The sequence below is a fragment of the Lactobacillus sp. B4026 genome (assembly GCF_026535825.1).
Taxonomy (GTDB): domain Bacteria; phylum Bacillota; class Bacilli; order Lactobacillales; family Lactobacillaceae; genus Lactobacillus; species Lactobacillus panisapium.
The window spans coordinates 22,450-39,878 of sequence record NZ_JAFNPD010000012.1; the positions used below are offsets into that span (position 1 = coordinate 22,450).

16 protein-coding genes are annotated in these 17,429 nt (G+C 36.9%); 5 read left to right on the forward strand and 11 right to left on the reverse strand.

Going from position 1 to position 17,429, the window contains the following annotated elements; all coding sequences use genetic code 11:
- Positions 1 to 739: 739 nt before the first annotated feature.
- Positions 740 to 1,123, reverse strand: a complete 384-nt coding sequence (locus J3U69_RS09220) for a DUF2255 family protein (protein WP_267413840.1) — start codon at positions 1,121 to 1,123, stop codon at positions 740 to 742.
- A 169-nt stretch (positions 1,124 to 1,292) separates the two neighbouring features.
- Between J3U69_RS09220 and J3U69_RS09225 the strand changes: the two genes are divergently transcribed.
- Positions 1,293 to 2,168 carry a LysR family transcriptional regulator gene (locus J3U69_RS09225; RefSeq protein ID WP_267413842.1) on the forward strand — a complete coding sequence of 292 codons (876 nt, stop codon included), beginning with the start codon at positions 1,293 to 1,295 and terminating at the stop codon, positions 2,166 to 2,168.
- A gap of 99 nt (positions 2,169 to 2,267) precedes the next feature.
- Positions 2,268 to 2,963, forward strand: a complete 696-nt coding sequence (locus J3U69_RS09230; protein ID WP_267413844.1) for a carboxymuconolactone decarboxylase family protein — start codon at positions 2,268 to 2,270, stop codon at positions 2,961 to 2,963.
- A gap of 47 nt (positions 2,964 to 3,010) precedes the next feature.
- Here the strand turns inward: J3U69_RS09230 and J3U69_RS09235 are convergent, their stop codons facing one another.
- The 8 genes from J3U69_RS09235 to bglX all read right to left on the reverse strand — a co-directional run bounded on the left by J3U69_RS09235 (position 3,011) and on the right by bglX (position 12,260).
- Positions 3,011 to 3,787: an ABC transporter permease gene (locus J3U69_RS09235; protein WP_267413846.1), complete on the reverse strand. Its 777-nt coding sequence runs from the start codon at positions 3,785 to 3,787 to the stop codon at positions 3,011 to 3,013.
- Positions 3,788 to 3,789: 2 nt separating this feature from the next.
- Entirely contained in the window at positions 3,790 to 4,560 is a 771-nt protein-coding gene (locus tag J3U69_RS09240) for an ABC transporter permease (protein WP_267410276.1), read from the reverse strand.
- Positions 4,550 to 5,500: an ABC transporter ATP-binding protein gene (locus J3U69_RS09245; RefSeq protein WP_267413848.1), complete on the reverse strand. Its 951-nt coding sequence runs from the start codon at positions 5,498 to 5,500 to the stop codon at positions 4,550 to 4,552. Before J3U69_RS09245 ends, J3U69_RS09240 begins: the two co-directional genes overlap by 11 nt.
- Positions 5,501 to 5,818: 318 nt before the next feature.
- The gene (locus tag J3U69_RS09250; RefSeq protein WP_103752673.1) at positions 5,819 to 6,118 is read right to left on the reverse strand and encodes a MazG-like family protein; all 300 of its coding nucleotides are present in this window, start codon (positions 6,116 to 6,118) and stop codon (positions 5,819 to 5,821) included.
- A 27-nt stretch (positions 6,119 to 6,145) separates the two neighbouring features.
- Positions 6,146 to 6,823 carry an SDR family oxidoreductase gene (locus tag J3U69_RS09255; protein WP_267413850.1) on the reverse strand — a complete coding sequence of 226 codons (678 nt, stop codon included), beginning with the start codon at positions 6,821 to 6,823 and terminating at the stop codon, positions 6,146 to 6,148.
- A 97-nt stretch (positions 6,824 to 6,920) separates the two neighbouring features.
- Positions 6,921 to 8,453: a sucrose-6-phosphate hydrolase gene (locus J3U69_RS09260; RefSeq protein WP_267413851.1), complete on the reverse strand. Its 1,533-nt coding sequence runs from the start codon at positions 8,451 to 8,453 to the stop codon at positions 6,921 to 6,923.
- 66 nt (positions 8,454 to 8,519) lie between these two features.
- The gene (locus tag J3U69_RS09265; RefSeq protein WP_267413852.1) at positions 8,520 to 9,929 is read right to left on the reverse strand and encodes a sucrose-specific PTS transporter subunit IIBC; all 1,410 of its coding nucleotides are present in this window, start codon (positions 9,927 to 9,929) and stop codon (positions 8,520 to 8,522) included.
- Between the two features lie 111 nt (positions 9,930 to 10,040).
- Positions 10,041 to 12,260, reverse strand: a complete 2,220-nt coding sequence (gene bglX, locus J3U69_RS09270; protein ID WP_267413853.1) for a beta-glucosidase BglX — start codon at positions 12,258 to 12,260, stop codon at positions 10,041 to 10,043.
- Between the two features lie 153 nt (positions 12,261 to 12,413).
- On the opposite strand from bglX, the gene J3U69_RS09275 reads away from it, so the two are divergent.
- Together J3U69_RS09275 and J3U69_RS10450 are read left to right on the forward strand one after the other, a co-directional pair.
- On the forward strand, positions 12,414 to 13,250 hold the full coding sequence (locus J3U69_RS09275; protein ID WP_267413854.1) for an AraC family transcriptional regulator: 837 nt from the start codon (positions 12,414 to 12,416) through the stop codon (positions 13,248 to 13,250).
- Between the two features lie 27 nt (positions 13,251 to 13,277).
- A complete protein-coding gene (locus J3U69_RS10450) occupies positions 13,278 to 13,358 on the forward strand; it encodes a putative holin-like toxin (protein ID WP_416381940.1) in 81 nt (26 codons plus the stop codon).
- A gap of 240 nt (positions 13,359 to 13,598) precedes the next feature.
- Here the strand turns inward: J3U69_RS10450 and J3U69_RS09280 are convergent, their stop codons facing one another.
- A complete protein-coding gene (locus tag J3U69_RS09280; protein WP_267413856.1) occupies positions 13,599 to 15,575 on the reverse strand; it encodes a glucose PTS transporter subunit IIA in 1,977 nt (658 codons plus the stop codon).
- Positions 15,576 to 15,852: 277 nt separating this feature from the next.
- Positions 15,853 to 16,761 (reverse strand): LysR family transcriptional regulator, encoded by a 909-nt coding sequence (locus tag J3U69_RS09285; RefSeq protein ID WP_267413858.1) that lies wholly within the window; start codon positions 16,759 to 16,761, stop codon positions 15,853 to 15,855.
- A 117-nt stretch (positions 16,762 to 16,878) separates the two neighbouring features.
- Here J3U69_RS09285 and J3U69_RS09290 point away from each other — a divergent pair, with 117 nt between their 5' ends.
- Positions 16,879 to 17,421 (forward strand): PAS domain-containing protein, encoded by a 543-nt coding sequence (locus J3U69_RS09290; RefSeq protein ID WP_220220474.1) that lies wholly within the window; start codon positions 16,879 to 16,881, stop codon positions 17,419 to 17,421.
- Positions 17,422 to 17,429 lie beyond the last annotated feature (8 nt).

Genomic DNA, 17,429 nt, shown 5'->3' on the forward strand with positions numbered 1-17,429 from the left:
CGTTTATGTCTTAAGTATATAATTAAAATGAAGTAACGCAAGTAGATCTTCTACAAATATATGATGAATATTTTTCCACCTTGGCATAAAATGATGGACTAATTACATTGCCAGCCCATTCTTTTTGTGTCTTCATCTTCTCGATTCGATATTTTTTAAGTAATTCCCCTACTGACAAAAAATCTCCCTTTCTTAACAATAATATTTTGTTATTAACTTCAAATTAACAACCTACCATAATCTATTCAATACTGCTTTAAAATCGTCCTATTGTTTTTTTCTATTCTTCAATCCATATTGATTATACCCATGTTATATCTTATATATTGACAAGCACTTAAATTTCTTATTGATTAGGAGGTATAAAACTATGGCTATTTTGTAAAAAAGCTGGCAAAAACTTACAATCGCTAGGTTCTTAGCCAGCATTTGCTTTAGACCATATATCATTGTTAGTTTTCTTTTTAGACGTGACTTCACTGGTAGTAATTTAGTTTTAATTGTTATCGGAATTAATCTAATGTCAGATATTGCCGGCTTTTATTCCGGTAGGCTCGAAATGCCTCTAATTGTTGATACCGAAGAACTTGCTGAAGCCGAAGGCTTTGAAAAATAGCATTAATGGTATCATTTATTTGGTTGCACAGTTGATCGGATCCGGCTTACTACTATTCCAATTTAGCACTTTAAACTTCCTAGTAGTTGGAGCTTTTCGCTTACTAATATCTTCTAGACTAGCTTAATCTTGCTTTGGCGTAATACATATCGCTGCTTTAATTGCCGCCGGAGAAGTCATCCCTTCTAATGGGCTCTGACCCTCATACTTTTGATGATATGCCTGATTTATTCGCTGATCTATTTCAGTATTGTTGCTAACAGCGGTAAAGTTAACTTGATAAGTTTGATTGCCAGCTGTGATTTGACCTGCACCTTGCTTTACGGCTGCTTGATACCACTTAGAATCGTGTCCGTGATATGCCCTAATATAAATTCTACCTGCAATAATCACAAACCAAATCGTTACCGGTGTGGCGTGAGTTTTGCCATCTTCATAAAAAGGCTCAATTTTAATCGCCTCGTCATGAATAAAATTATCTAGGACCGCTTTTGACCATTCATTCATTTGAAAGACTCCTTTCAATACTAGTTAAAAGATGATGATATCTTAATTGTAGATACTTACTTTACCGATGTGAAATACTCATTAATGATTACTAAACATAACCAATTTGCATTAAAAAATAGTCAAAAATCACTAACTAAAAACAGATAAACATATAAAGAGAAGGAAAATGGAATTACGAGTTTTAAATTACTTCGTTGCGGTTGCACAAGAAGGCAATATGACACACGCAGCACAAAAACTGTTAATCTCCCAACCCGCATTGTCTAGACAAATTGCGGATCTAGAAGATGAATTAGGCGTTAAGTTATTTAGCCGCAAGTCACGGCGATTGACGCTTACTCCTGCTGGACAATACCTGCTAGAGCAAGCTAAAGAAATCTTGGCTTTAACTGCCAAGACTAAAAGCAATCTAGAATCATCTTCTTTTATTAGTGGCGACTTAACAATTGCTGCTGGCGAAAGTATTGGTATGCAGCGCATTATGAATGTTGTGAGTGCGATTATTAAAGAACACCCAACCGTTAAAATTCACCTTTTAAGCGGCGACTATAGTTATGCTGAACGTAAACTAACCAACGGCACAGTTGATTTTGCGGTTATTATTGGGGATGCACCCACACCAAATTACGCCTCTTTAACTTTGCCTGAAAAAGACACTTGGGGCGTATTAATGAATACTAGCGACGCGCTAGTCAAACAAGAAATGATTACGCCGCAGGACTTAGCTGGTCGGTCAGTTTTAAATTCACAGCAGGCGGTCAATTTTCATACTTTTCAAAATTGGCTGGGTAATTACAAAGAAAAGGTCAACTTTATTGGTACTTATAACCTAAACTTCAATGGCACTTTGCTGGTCAAAAATAATGCTGCACTGATGCTAACCCTGGATAACCTAGTTAACACTTCATCCGGCTCTGGCGTCACTTTTAGAAAGCTTGTGCCCCAGTTGCAATACCCAATTAAAGTCGTCTGGAAACGCGAGGTCAGTCTATCACCTGTAGCGGAACTATTTTTAAAATTGCTAAAGGAATCAATCTTTTAACCGTTATAATTACTTAAAATTATCTTTGATCATGCACGATAAGCATTTTACACTACAAATAATTCACACTAGAATTTAGTTAATAAAGGAGAGAATACTGTGAATAAAGCACTTATCGAAGAATTTAACCAACTAGTTACCCCTTTTGTTAGTGATGTTAACAATCATTGTGCAAAGCATTTACAAAAAGATCGCTTTTTAATTCCAATAATTGCTAGTATTACCCAGGGAATAATTAAGCAGCTACCTGATCAAGTTGAGCAAGCACTAAATAAGCAGGTTGAGCCTGAAACAATTGCCGAAGTAATTTACCAATTAGTGCCTGTTATCGGCACGTTAAAAGTTGAGCAGGCATTATCTTCTATTCAAAAAGTTTTTGCTCAGCATCAAGTTCAGCTGTCTCTAACCGAAACCGCCACCGATCAAGATTTTGGCGCTAGAGTGCAAAGTAGGCTTTACGGTACAGAAATCAAGAACTTACTAAAAGATTTGCCCGATGAAGCCGGTCAATTTATTCCACATGCGTTAACGCAGCACTTTTTTAATGATTTTTATAACCGGAAGACTTTACCGGTTCGCGACCGTGAACGCTATGAATTACTAGCTCTTATTACATTAAATGTTGAATTTCAAATCAAGGCCCATGCACGCGGAAGCTTAAGGGCTGGCAATACCGAAAGTGAATTAATTTGGTCAGTAATCCAGCTTTTGCCTTACGTTGGTTTTCCTTTTGTTATCAATAGTGTGCAAGTAATTCATCAGGCTGCAGGTCAATTAGCCGAAGAAAACTCCTAAGAAAAAAGCCTTTGACTGAAAAATCAAAGGCTTTTTACTTACTTAAATTAGCTACCAGTACTTTGGTATCTCTGCAAAAAGAGTCGCCACAATTGGTAAATAAGTAAAAAGAATAAAACACAAACTGCCGGAATAATTCCCAGCCAAATCCATTCATGCTCTTGAGCAATTTTTTCTTGCGGAATTGAGGCTACCCAACCTAATGGCAACACAAAAGTTAAAACCAATCTAAACCCTTCCGCATAGATTGATAACGGGTACTTGCTCATCTCAAAAAAGTCAAACGTGGTTTCAGCTAGGTCGGCTAAGCCATTAGACCAAAGTGAGACAATATTGCCCAGAATTGCTAAGCTTAAGAAAATTAAAGAAGTAAACAGTGAAATAAAAATAAACATCACCGTTATGTACCAGGGATTATGTAGCCGAATATCAACCAGCACTAATAATAAAAGTGCAACCAGCAAATCACCCCACGCGTCTTCATCTACACGCTCATTGACTAGCTGGAAAAGCGGGCTAACCGGTTTAATTAGAATCGTATCAAGCTTACCCTGATGAAGATAGTCCGAAATATTAAGCGCATTGATAAAAAAGCAGCGAAAGATTGCAAATGCCAGCGTCGCCAAGGCATAAGTAAGCAGTAATTGCTCAAAACTATAGCCCTTGATTCGTGGTACTAAATTGAAAATAAACCTCAGAGCAACAATATTAAGTACATTCTGAATAATCATGCCAGCAATCGCAAAGTAAAAATCAAGATCATAAACAGCAAGAGATTTTAAATTAACTTTTAAATAGGCAAAAAACAATTTTAGATATCTCATTTTTAGCCTCCTTGAACTACTGTTTTAGTAACTGCATGTTTAAAAAGGTACTTATACACGAAGCTAAATAGTAATAAATATAAAATTTGGATCAGCACTACTTGGCTAAAAAATGACCAAGATGGTGTTTCGGCCAACATTCCGACCGCACCAAACGAATACTGAAACGGCAAATAAGAAGACAGTGTTTTTAAAGCATCTGGATAGAAGTTAGCTGGAAAAACATTTCCGGCAAGAACAAGCAAAACTGCTTCTTTAAAGGTAGAAATTCCCCAAATACTGTATGTATAAAAAGAAAATGTTCCCAGAATTAGTTCTAACTCAAAATATAAAAAGTACGCTAAGCAACCAGCTACTACGACCATTAATATCGCTGATAAAGAGACTTGGAAGTTTAAGAGCCAAAAATAAAGTACTAAAATGACTAAGCCAATTACTAAAAACTTAGCAATAGAATAACCTAAACTTTCCCAGAGTAACTGAGTTCGAACAGCCAGTGGCTTTAGCAAATCAAGCGCAATATCACCCGAACGTACCTTATCGTTAAGCGTATAGCTAGATTTAGGAAACAAAATCGTTAATAACTGCATTAATAACAGATAACTAACTGTCTGCCGAAAAACTGCATTTGGCCGTCCTATTAAAACAGCTTTCCACAAAAAATACTGGACAATAAATGAAATTAGCGCTGAAAAAAGCCAAAAAACTAAGGCAGATTTCGATGCAAAACCATTTTTGATACCTATTTTCATTAAGGTCAATCTATATTTCATGGGCATTACCCCCTGCAATACGACTGAGCAAGTATTCAAGCTTATTATTTTTAACTTCAATATTCTCAATTGGAACACTGGCAGTTAATTGGCTCAGAATTTCTTTAATATTTTTTTGTTCAATGTCAGCTAGTTGAAAGTCACCGTTTGTAAGCTGCATTAATTGAGGCCACGTTTGGCGTAAATCAGCATAGTTACTGCTGCTACTAGTAAAAGTAATCGTCGCTGGTACTGCTAAATTGGCAATTTTTGCGCTGTCAAGATTGAGCACCAAATTACCCTCATTCATAATCATGATTCGGGAGCACGTCTGCTCCACTTCAATTAGATCATGCGAGGTAAAAATAATTGTTTTATTTGTTAGCCTTTTTAAAAAAGCAATCAGACTATTTTTAGTTAAAATATCAAGACCGATTGTTGGTTCATCAAGAATAATTAGTTCAGGATCATGAATTAAGGCCGCAATAAATTCTGCTTTCATTCGTTGACCTAAACTAAGCGTACGCACTGGCTGACTTAGAAAGTCCTCAGCACCAAGCGTTTTAGTTAATTGGTTCAGCCTGCTATGAAAGTCTTTGTTATCTACTTGGTAAAGTTCCCGGTTTAATAGCAAGGTATCCATTACCGGCAAGTCCCAGCGTAACTGACTTCTTTGCCCAAACACTACACCAATTTTGCGGGCATTTATTTGTCGATTATCAACTGGATTCACACCAAAAGTTGTAATTTTACCTCCATTAGGCTGCAAAATTCCTAAGATCATTTTGATTAAGGTGGATTTGCCTGAACCATTCAGGCCGACAAGGCCCACATGATCGCCTTGGTTAATTTGCAAAGAAACATTTTTAACCGCAGCAATAGTTTGTTTTGTTCGGTGAAAAAAGTCGACGGAAGTTACTTTCTGATATTGTTTTGTTAAATTTTCCGTTTTAATTATCATTATGTCTCCACTCAATAAGATTAAACTGTCAATTTCATCCCCACAACAAAATTGACACAACCTATAATGAGCCAGTCATAAAAGTCTTGATTAATTATATCATTTATTTTTAATATTATCATTCTTATTTAGGCTAACAGAATTAATGCAACGTCAAAAGGCAAAAGAATATGAAAAAATATTGGCATAGGCGTGGTCCTAATAGTCAACTTTGGCGGACAGAAAGAAGCAAAAAGCAGCTAAAACACTTTTTCGGTGTTTTGGCTGCTTCTTTTTTGCTTAAAGAGCTAGTTTCTTCCCAGACTCTTTGTTTTCGGACTATTTTTTACTTACTTTTACTCCGTTTTTATAAATCCTGTTTTTATTTATTTCAATTTTATCAACTATGTCTTTTCCTAAGTCGCTTCCCAACATTTCGGATATACCCAGCAAAAAAATACCAACATCTGCTAATTCTTCATTGATATTATCATCATCTTGCTTAAGCCATCCTTTAAACAGCTCATTTACTTCGCCATACAATAGCAGCAATTCAAATTTGATATCTGTCGTATTAAAATTATGTCTTCTTTTATTATCAAGAACTTCCTTCTGGAGTTTTTTGGTATCGATTATCATTTTTATTCACCTAAATTAATAACTTGTTTAGTTGAATTGCTCAACTGCCTGCGCAATTGGTGTATCACCGTTAGCTAAATCAAATTGCTGCTTATGCAATCTAGAACATTCAATAATTGTAGCAACCGTTTCGGCAACATCTGCTCTAGTAATACTTATATCATCTATTGATTGCGTTAATTGTGAAGCTATCTGAATTTTTCCAGTAGCAGGTTGATTAATTAATCTTGCTGGCCGCAGAATCGTGTAATCCAAAGAACTGTGCAAAAGCCACTCATCAGCATAGTACTTAGCTGCATAATAATAGCTTTCTGGAGCTCTAGGTGGAACATTATCTGACCAAAAGCCCCGGTCATTGGCCTTAATTGAACTAATCATGATGAACCGACTAACATTTGTTTTTTTAGCAGCATTAATTGCTTTAACCGCACCATCAAGGTCAATCATCATCGTTGCATCCGCACCAGTTTTTCCACCTGAGCCAGCAGCAAATACGACCACGTCAACTCCTTGCATCACTTGTTCAAGTTGTGCTTGCGCTTTTGTCAAATCAACATACGCAGTCATAATATTTTGTTGTTGATATTCTTCTTGTTGGCTAGCTGAGCGCAAGCCCGCAATTACTTGGCAGTTTTCCTTTGCTTGTAAAATCTGTACTAACTGCCGGCCAATCTGACCATGTGCTCCAATTACCAAAATTTTCATGGTTTATCTCCCGTTCAATACTAATCTATATTTTCTTTATTTAATCACGGTGACAACTTTTAGGCAATTTAGGCCTGCAAATAAAACGGGCAAGTCTCTAATCACCAGTCCTCTTTATTGCTCGCAAACAATTAATTTCATACTTAATTTTGGTCACTTCATTCAAACTTGTTACGAATATTTTATTTTGTTCAATTGAAGTAAAAACTCTCATCGTAAAAACATGTTTACCATTTTCTAAAAAGATTTCGGCAGAAGACGTGTCCTGCAAAATTCGTAATTGAATTTCTTTACTCAAATCAATTGCACAACTGCGTTCAGTTCCATATTCATCTTCAAAATTAGCACCTGCATTAGCTCGATTAACGATAAAGCGATTTTTAATAGCATTTAGTATTAGGCGCAAGTGTTTACTATTTTTATCATCGCTAAATAAATCAAGGACAAAAATTGATTTTGAGCCACATTTTATGGTCAATTTTAGGTCTCGTTGATTCCTGCCCTCGGCAATTTTTTCCTCTTGCCTAACCGTTTTTTCGGCAATCAATTGTGCAATGGCTAAGTCTTTAATCTCATCAATTGGCTTTTGGTAAAGATACTTGCCATCACAAGTTAATTCCCGTGGAAAAGTTAAGCAGCCAGTATAGTCATAATCTACTGTTGGATCATTACCATTTAAGATACTCATCCAAGCAATTAAAACCCTTCTCCCATCAGGTGTGAGCATTGTTTGCGGAGCATAAAAGTCAAATCCCTGATCAATCTCATTAAACTCGGTGCCGGTAAACTGGCCAGTATTTAGATTTAAGGGTTGTCCGATAGAATAACAAGCCTGGTATTGATTAAGAAAACGATTATTTTTCGTATTAAGTCCTTGCGGGCAAAAAAGGAGAATGCCATGATGCGCAAGTTCAAAATAATCTGGACATTCACACATATAGCCCATGTTTTTATCAAAATTGGTTTTAACTTCTCCTATTTTTTTCCAAGTCAATAAGTCTTGACTCTTATATAGCAGAACTGTCCCTTTTTGATTAGTTTTCTGTGCCCCAATCACAGCATAATATATTCCTTTTTTCTGAAAAATCTTTGGATCTCTAAAGTGACCAGTATAGCCTTTGATTCGACCCTTAATTAAGGGACTTTTTAATTTAGTTACACAATCATTTCGATCCATCCATGCTCCTAATTGAGTCGGCATCCGGTGCCAGTGTGGCGTGTTAGTCCCAATCCACGAATTTCCCGTATACATTAAAAATAAACGATTATTGGCTTGAATTGCACTTCCTGAATAAACGCCATATTGATCATATTTAGTGTTATTTGCCATTGCTTGGCCTAAATCCTGCCAATCAATTAAGTTTCTTGATTTTAAGTGTTGCCAACCCTGCTCAAAATAAGTGGGATTTTGCGTAAATTTAAGGGGGAAAGATTGATAAAACAAGTGGTAATAGCCAGCAAAAAAAGAAAAACCATTAGGATCATTTAGCTGCCCCATTATACTTTCCAGATGAAATTGCTGACGATATGGAGATTGGCCAACACGCTTTTTTTGCTCAGTTATCACATTTTGGGGTACCGAACTTAAATTAGATACTAAATTTCTAAACTCTTTTCTTCTATCAGTCATTTAATTATCCTCAACAACAAAAAGACCGTTTAATTATTGGTAATCAAACAGTCCTTTATTTATTTTCTATTGTTCTTCTTTTAACATCCGATCGTTATAGCCAAAAAAGTAAGTTAGTGTAAATGCAACCCCAAAGCCAACTAGGCAAACCAAGATATATAAAGGCAATTGCTGATTAAGAAATAGTAATATTCCGGGAATAACCGTAATTGACATGCCTGTTGCCCTTAAGTTGAAAATACTTGAAAGAAATCCTCCTGCTGCTCCTCCAACACAGCCAAACAAAAATGGCTTTAAGAATCTAATATTTATGCCGTAAATTGCCGGTTCAGTGATACCAAGTAAAGCTGAAATGGTTGATGGAAAAGCTATTTGCTTAATCTTACTTGAATGGCTTTTTACAGCGACCGCAAGAACTGCACCAGCTTGCGCTGCAATTGAAGCAGAACTGATAGGATTAACCTGATTCCAGTGCGTATTCGCTAGCAATTGAATTTCAACAATATTCAAGGCATGATGCAATCCAGTAACGACAACCATCTGATTAATACCGCCCCAAATGAGGCCGCCTAAACCATATGGTAGTTGAACAATCCACTCAGTCGCATAAAGTATTCCCCGCTCTACTGATCTAAAGATGGGACCAACAATAAACAGCCCCAGCATACTCATTATCAGTAGCGTCGCAAAAGGCGTCACGATTAAGTCCAAGGAATTGACTACATGTTTATGAATCCACTTTTCTGTTTTTGCTCCTAAAAAGCCCAGAATAAAAGCTGGTAAAACAGAGGCCTGGTACCCTGCAACTGGAATCACACCGAAAAACATTAATGCAGGCTTAGTTCCCTGGGCGACATCCCAAGCAGATGGCAAAGACGGATTAACTAACATTAGCCCTAGTAATACCCCTAAAATAGGACTACCGCCAAATACGCGAAATGCTGACCAGCAGACCAAGACAGGTAAGAAGTCAAAAGCAGTTCCGGTAAGAATACTAAAATAAGTATTAAATTGTGCTGGTATTTGTTTAGGCGTCATGCCAAAAATTTGCAGGATCTGCGGTTGAGTAATCAGCCCTTTTAGTCCCATAAACAAACCCGTTGCAACTAGTGCTGGAATAATCGGAACAAAAACATCTGCAAACATTCTGATTGCCTTGCGGAACCAACCTGATTTTTCTGCGGCAACATCATTTAAATCTGCGCTACTTGTCGTTGCTGCGCCTGCTTCTTTAACTGCCTCATAGACGTCATTAACGAGTCCCGTTCCAAAAATGATTTGATACTGCCCAGACGTAAAAAAATGTCCTTTAGCTTTATCGATTTGATCTAACTTCTTTTCATCAACTTTTGTTCGGTCATGAACGACTAGCCTTAGCCTCGTAGCACAATGAGCAGTTGACACAATATTATTTTTGCCACCAATCGCGTCAAAGACTTGTTTGGCAATTTTTTGGTTCTCTTTTGAAGCCATCATTCTCTCCTCCTTAAGTACAATTTTTACTTTGCACGATAATTGTAAGCGCTTGATAAGCTTAATCCTATACATGTTTCACGCTAAAAACATGTAAAAAATTGTCATTTGTGTTTAACCAGCAAAATACAATCTAGCAGAAGAAACATCCCGAGAGTTGGGTCCCACCATAATTGTGAAAAATCCTGGCTCTATTTTTTCATTTCCAGTGTTATCAAAAAAGCTTAATTCACTGAGCGAAAGTACAAATTCTACACGCTTCTTTTCCATTGGCTTTAACTGGACTTTTTGAAAATTAATTAATCGCTTAACTGGCTGAGCAACAGATGCTACCTCATCTCTAAAATATAGCTGCACCGTTTCAGTTGTTGAACATTTTCCAGTATTAGTCACGTTAATTGAAACCTTGATATCCTGATCAGGTGTAATTTCGTTTGCGCTTAATTGCAGACTACTGTAGTCCACATCGCAATAAGACAAACCATAGCCAAATGGATACAATGCACCTGACGGACAATCTAAATACTTAGAAACAAATCTGCCTTTATGCTGTGAGTTGCTTTCTGGCCTACCAGTTGATAAATGATTGTAATATAACGGCTCTTCAGCACTAGAATAAGGAAATTCCATTGTCAGCCTGCCAGAAGGATTGCATTCCCCAAAAAGTACATCGGCAATCGCATTTCCCCCCTCTGTTCCTGGGAACCAAGCCTCAATTATTGCATCAACTTTATCTTTAATATCATTTAAGACTAGCGGTCTACCATTTATTAAAACCAAAATAATCTTCTTGCCTAAATTAGCCAATTGATCAATTAATTGACGTTGATTTTTCGGTAAGCGCAAGTCTGTTTTAGAACCTGCTTCTCCATCCTCATAAGTTTCTTCGCCTAAAGCTAATACCACTGTGTCAGCCTTTTTAGCAGCTTCAAGTGCTTCTTGATTATTTTTTTGTTCCTGCTTCGGCGTTGAAATAGCTTCAGCAATTTCTTTTTCATTAAGAAAGCCAAGATTCTTCAGTAGCTTTTTACTTCTCTGCAGATCTGTCCCTTGATATACTTTCAAATCAGGAATAAATCTCTTCATTCCATCAGCAATAGTAATTGTATCTTGCGGATTGCCATGAATCGCCCACATGCCAATTAGGGTCTTACGACTAGCATATGGACCAATTAGCACAACTTTTTGCTCTTTATTTAGGGGCAAGACGTGGTTATCATTTTGCAATAAAACCAGTGATTCTTGACTTAATTTTCGCGCAAGTTGTCTTTTCGAAGAGGTTAGAATGCTTTTAGCCTCACGCTCAGGACTTGCACCGTAGAATGGATCTTCAAAAAGGCCCAACCGATTTTTCAAATTAAGAACACGTAAAACAGCCTGATCGATTTTTTCTTCATCAAGTTGGCCGTTAGTAACTAGGGGCTGTAAGCCATTGGCATAACATGGCGATTTCATATCAATATCAACGCTAGCGTTGAAAGCTTCTTCACTTGCCTGAATCTCATTTGCTGCAAATCCGTGCTTAATCAGTTCAAAAATCGAAGCATAATCTGAAATAATCACACCATCAAAGCCCCATTTTTGGCGCAAAATTGTAGATAAAAGTGCTTTACTAGCAGTGGCTGGCACACCGTTAAGTGTTGTTAAAGATGTCATCACCATTTCGCTGCCAGCAGCAACAGCCGCTTTATAAGGCGGTAAATAGTTCTGAAACAGATTGCTTATCGACATATCTACTGAGTTATATTCTTTACCACCTTCAACTGCACCATAAGCAGCATAGTGCTTAACGCAAGCAGCCTGGCCTTTTTTATTTTTTAAATTTTCTTGTAGGCCGTTAACCATGTTTTCCGCAAATCTAGCATTTAAATACGGATCCTCACCTGGCGACTCAAGCACTCGTCCCCATCTAGCATCACGAACAACGTCAACCATCGGTGCAAAGGCAACGTGATTGCCAGCTGCCGAAGCTTCATCAGCAGCGTTTACAAAAGCTTGGCGCACATTTTTTAAATCCCAAGTTGCTCCCAAGCCCAAAGGAATCGGTAAAATTGTTTTATAACCGTAAATTACATCTGACATGAATAACACTGGGATATGATGGGGTTGCTTTTGCATCTGTCTTTCTTGTACTTCATGCGTTTCTTTTGCACCGACTACATTGAGTATTGAACCTGTCAAGTCAACCATTTTCTTTGAAATTCCTAGTTTCTCAATTGGCCCAATTGAGATATCATTAGCACTAAAAAACTCACCAGATAATTGAATTAGTTGACCTATTTTTTCGTCTAAACTCATGTCTTTTAACAAACGTATTATTTCTTTTTGATTCATTTTTATCATTACCTTTTTAAAGCTGTTAAGCGCTTATTTACTTATTAACTATTATAATTTTGATTTTACTTGTTCAACATACATAAAAAAGCAGACTAACCTGTAACTTTTTGTTCTATTAAAGTAAAATACTAGCAATAGAGGTTTTAACTAATGATTAAATATGAAGAAATTACACATGCGGCAATGATTCCTTTTAAGATTTTCAGTTTCAGAGCAAAAAATCTTGATCGCATTATTGCACCGCATTGGCATCAAAGCACTGAAATTCTTTTTGTTAAAGAAGGTACACTAAAGATTACCCTACAAAATAAAACTTATCTTCTACATAAAAATGAATTTGTAGTTATTAATCCCAACATTATTCATTCAACTAGGAGCCTATCTAAAAACTGGGTACTTTGTATTCAGTTGCCATTATCTTTTTTGAAACTAGTCACGAATAATCAATTTGATAAAGTATTTATCTTTAAAGACATTAACTTCCCTACTGAGCAAAAAGCTAGTGAGCGAATAATTGCATTATTTAATCAGGCAATATATCAAACCGAAAATCATCCCAAAAATATTCAATACTTTTTAGACTTATATTCTTCTGGTCTACTGATTTTAAAAGAGCTCATTTCCTCATATTCTGTTAAAGTAAATAAAAATAATGCTGATGATAAAAGCATCAGCATTTTAAGCAAGGCAATTGATTACATTAATATCAATTATTCCAAAAGTATTACTTTAACTGATATGGCAAAGTTTTTGGGCTATTCACCAAGTTATTGTTCTAAAGTCATTAAGAAAAACCTAGGAACTAATTTTAAAGAAATTCTGGATATTATTAGACTTGAAAAAGTAGTACTCGAGGCACAAAAGGGCAAACGCTCTCTTGAGCAGATTGCACAAGAAACCGGCTTTAAAACTTACCGCAATTTGTACAATGCATTTTATTCAGTCTATGGTATGTCGCCTAAACAGTTTTTGAGTGAGTCAATGTAGCAGATATTCGGAAGTTATGTGACTAGCGTGCAACATACACTAGAATTAGTGCTGGCATTTGCCACGTTTATTATTGTCTTGTTGACGTATATCGACAAACGCAAATAAACAAAAAGACCGTCCCCACAATAACTTTGGCGAGTTATGGGACAGGTCTTTTTGATTAACCTATAACTTAGTCAACCGCCTTTAAAGCGGCTGCTTGAAATTCAGATAAGAGGTCTTGCCTTTGCAAGAATTCTTTTCCTTTATGACTATATTTTAGCATGACTAGATTAATTTATCTGAGTTAGTTTTTTTCCATATGGTTTATCAAATTAATTAAGCTTTTTTACTTAAAATAATTGCTTATAGATCAGCTAGATTTTTCTTTTTCGGTGCCTGTTTTGGACTAGTTGCATCGCCTTCTTGGTAACCAAAGAAGTAGGTTAGCAAAAAGGCAGCAATAATTGTCACGATTGAAGCAATCCAGAAGTTAAGCAGGTTGTTCGGGTTGCCTTGCCCTGCCTTAGCAACAAACGATGGAAAACCAATCAAACTACCAGTAAAGCCATACATATCAACTTTTAGTAGGCCATTGACTAAACCACCGATCGCTGCTCCAATGCTGGAAGTAATAAAGACGCGACCATATTTTAGGTTGACCCCATACATCGCTGGCTCAGTGATACCAACTGCTGCTGAAATAGCTGCACTAAGTGATAAACCTTTTAATTCAGGATTATGCTTAGTCTTGAACCAAACGGCTAAGGCACCAGCACCTTGCGCAATCATCGTTACCGAAACGATTCCATTCAAAACACTGTGTCCGGTAGATGCAATATCATTGGCAATAATTGGGATGACCGCCCAATGCAGGCCAAAAATAACCAGAACTTGGTAGAATGCACCAATAATCAAACCAGACAATGCGGTGTTAACAGTTAATAACCATTGCAGAACTGTTGCAATTCCTTCAGAAATAAAGGAAATCACTGGCCCTACGATAATTAAAACCGTCATCCCAACTAAGAAAATTTCAACCAACGGGGTAAAAATCTGCCGTAATGTAACTGGCATCCATTTTTTAATCCACGGTTCAATTTTGGCAGCCATCCAAGCTGCAAAAATCATCGGAAAGATTGAATAGGTGTATTGCGGAATATGAATTGGAATACCGAAGAAGTTGGCATTAATCCCTACACCAGCAAGGAAATAGCTAAACTTGCCACTGGCATAAATTTTTACTAAATCAGGATAAATTAGAAAACCACCAATAATAGCAACAATAACTGGGTTAGAGCCTAATTTTTGGGCTGCAGTAAAGCCAACGATTAAAGGCAAAAAGTAAAAGGCTGCATCCCCCATCGCATTAATAATGGTATATGTTGGCGAATTCGTCGACATGTGGCAAAAATTGGTTAAGATATTAAGAATACCTTTTAACATACCACTGGCAGCTAACAACCCAATTACCGGCATCATTGATCCCGTAATAACCCCGATTAATTGGAAGAAGGCATTCTTGATTTTGCCACCAAAACTCAAGTTTTGTTTAGCAGCCGAATTGTCAACGGTGCCGGTTTGCTCTTGGACCGCAAAATCTGGCCCTAGCAGCTTAATCACTTCGTCATAAACATCGTCAACAGTTTGCCCAATCACAACTTGGTACTGGTTATTAGCACGGGCTACGTCTAAGACTCCACTTATTTGACTAACTTCATCGTCATTAGGAATGCTGTCGTCTTTTAAAGTAAAGCGCAACCTTGTAAAACAATGAATAACACTCTTAACATTATCTGCACCGCCTACTGCATCAACGATTGCTTTAGCCGTTGTTTGGTATTTTGATTCCTTAGAATTTTTCGTCGCTTGTTTTGCTTCTTTCAGGGTAACTACTGCGGCACAATCGCCTGCAGCAACTTGCCCCTTTTTAAGCTCAATATCAGCTAAAACTGTTGCCGTATTGGTTACCGCAACAATTACCGTGTTTTCTTTACCAGCTGCACTAATTGCATCTAAGTCCATTTTCCCTAAGCTCTGACCAGCCTCAACTTGGTCATTTGCTTTGACGTTAATCGTAAATGGCTTGCCGTCAAGTTCAACTGTATCAATACCTAGATGGATTAGTATCTCCATGCCTTCAGCTGTTTTGAAGCCTATTGCATGCTTAGTCTCAGCAACCATCACTACCTGACCACTCACCGGAGAGACAATTTCTCCCGAACTAGGCTTTAGCGCGAAGCCTTCACCCAGTGTCTTTTGTGCAAAAACTGGATCACTAACATCGCTGAGATTAATAACCTCGCCAGCAGTTGGTGCCAGCAATTTAATCTTCTTATTCATCTTTCAACCTCTTTTGCTTATCTTGCCTATTACGATAATGATAACGCTTTCTTAGAAATTATATAGCTTGTCTAGACAAGTGTCAATTAGTTATTTGTGACTATCGCAAGCTCAATATTTTCATTATCTTTTTTTCTTCTACTTAATAAACACAGTTGAATAGACAATCTATTATCTTGAACAGTGAATGACCGGCAAGCATCTTCTAGCTAGTTATAGTTCCATTAAGTAAATCATAGTTATAAAGTTTCACGTGAAACTAACAAAAAAAGGCACCTTAAAGTGTCTTTTTTTGTATGCGCTGCTTCTCAAAGTCTTGAATGAACCTGATAAATTGATGTGGTAGTCTTTGGTCATTATTTTTTTGCATAATCATTATTAAATCAACTGTTGGCTCCCATTCTAGCGGTACATATGTCAAACTGGCATCAAGCTCTGCGTAGATACAATACAGTCCTACTGCAATTCCCTGACCACTTTTAATAAGGATATTAAGAGACGGCAAATCGCTCGCATAAGTAACGTTTAGTTGATCATTTAGCTGAATCATGCGATTTTGCAAACTAATTAAATCAATCGCCGCCCAATTACCATCTAAAAATAGCATTCTTTCGCCCTGAAAGTCGTCTAATTTTAATGAGGACCGCTTACTAAGAGGATTAGCTTTAGGTACAATTGCTTGAAAAGTCTCCGACTCAATCTGATAGCTTTTAATGCTACTTAAATCCGCACTTTCTTTACTGGTTGTGATCATTACGTCTAATTCACCTGCCAATAGACGCTGCTTTAACTCATTATGAGTAAGATTTTCTAAAACAAATTTTACTTCCGGGTGAATTCTTTTAAATTGTTTAATCCAAATCGGTAAATACAAGTCATTAAAAAGGGAATACGAATAACCGAGAGTTATCTGTGAGCTATCCTCCGCATTCTTTTTCTGAATATCTTGCACCGCGGAATAATAACTATTAATAAGTGGTCTAACTTTCTGGCAAAACGCCCAGCCGTTTGGCGTAACATGTACAGACCGCTTATTACGATTAAACAATTTTACCCCTAGCTCGTCCTCAATTGCATTGATATCGTTAGTAACCGTTGGCTGCGTTACGTGCATTATTTTAGCGGTTTGCGTAAAATTCTGTGTTTCAACTAAATTTATAAATGTTACTAATCGTTTAATATCCATCGTATTTTCCTTATAAGTAATTCCTATTATTAATAACTGATATTAATTTCACTTATAAGTATAAATAAAATATACTTTTGGTGTAATTGAATTTGGAAAAATTATGGAGGATTAAAAATGGTTGAACATACGGAAGAGTCCACCAGTAGTTGGGTTACTGAGACTTCTAAAAAAGTTAATGCTGCTAAAGGTTCAGATTACGTTGAACTAGATCAAGGCTTAATGACGGTTGACCAAATTGATGCGGTTTTTAACTGCTTGCCACTTGAACTGATTACAATCGATAAAGATGATCGCTACGTTTACTGCAATAATGAAATTCCAAAGAAGATGCTTTTATCACCCCGCTGGCCAGAAAAATTAGGACAAACTTTGGCTCAAGTTCATCAAAGTTCTTCTCTGCCCCATGTTCAAGCAATCATGGATTATGCCAAAACGGGCAAGACCTATGAGCTAGTTAAGCCGAGTGAAAATGAATACATGGTTGCTTCATTCAAGGATATGAAGGATAAAAATGACCAATACGCTGGCGTAACAGAATGGATTGTTGATTTATTACCGATTATTAACTGGTACCTAGATCAAACTGGCCAAAAATTGGTGCCCGATGAAACTAAGAAGACGGTAGATGCTAGTTCAGGTGCCTCTAAAAAGGCATAGTATTGGCG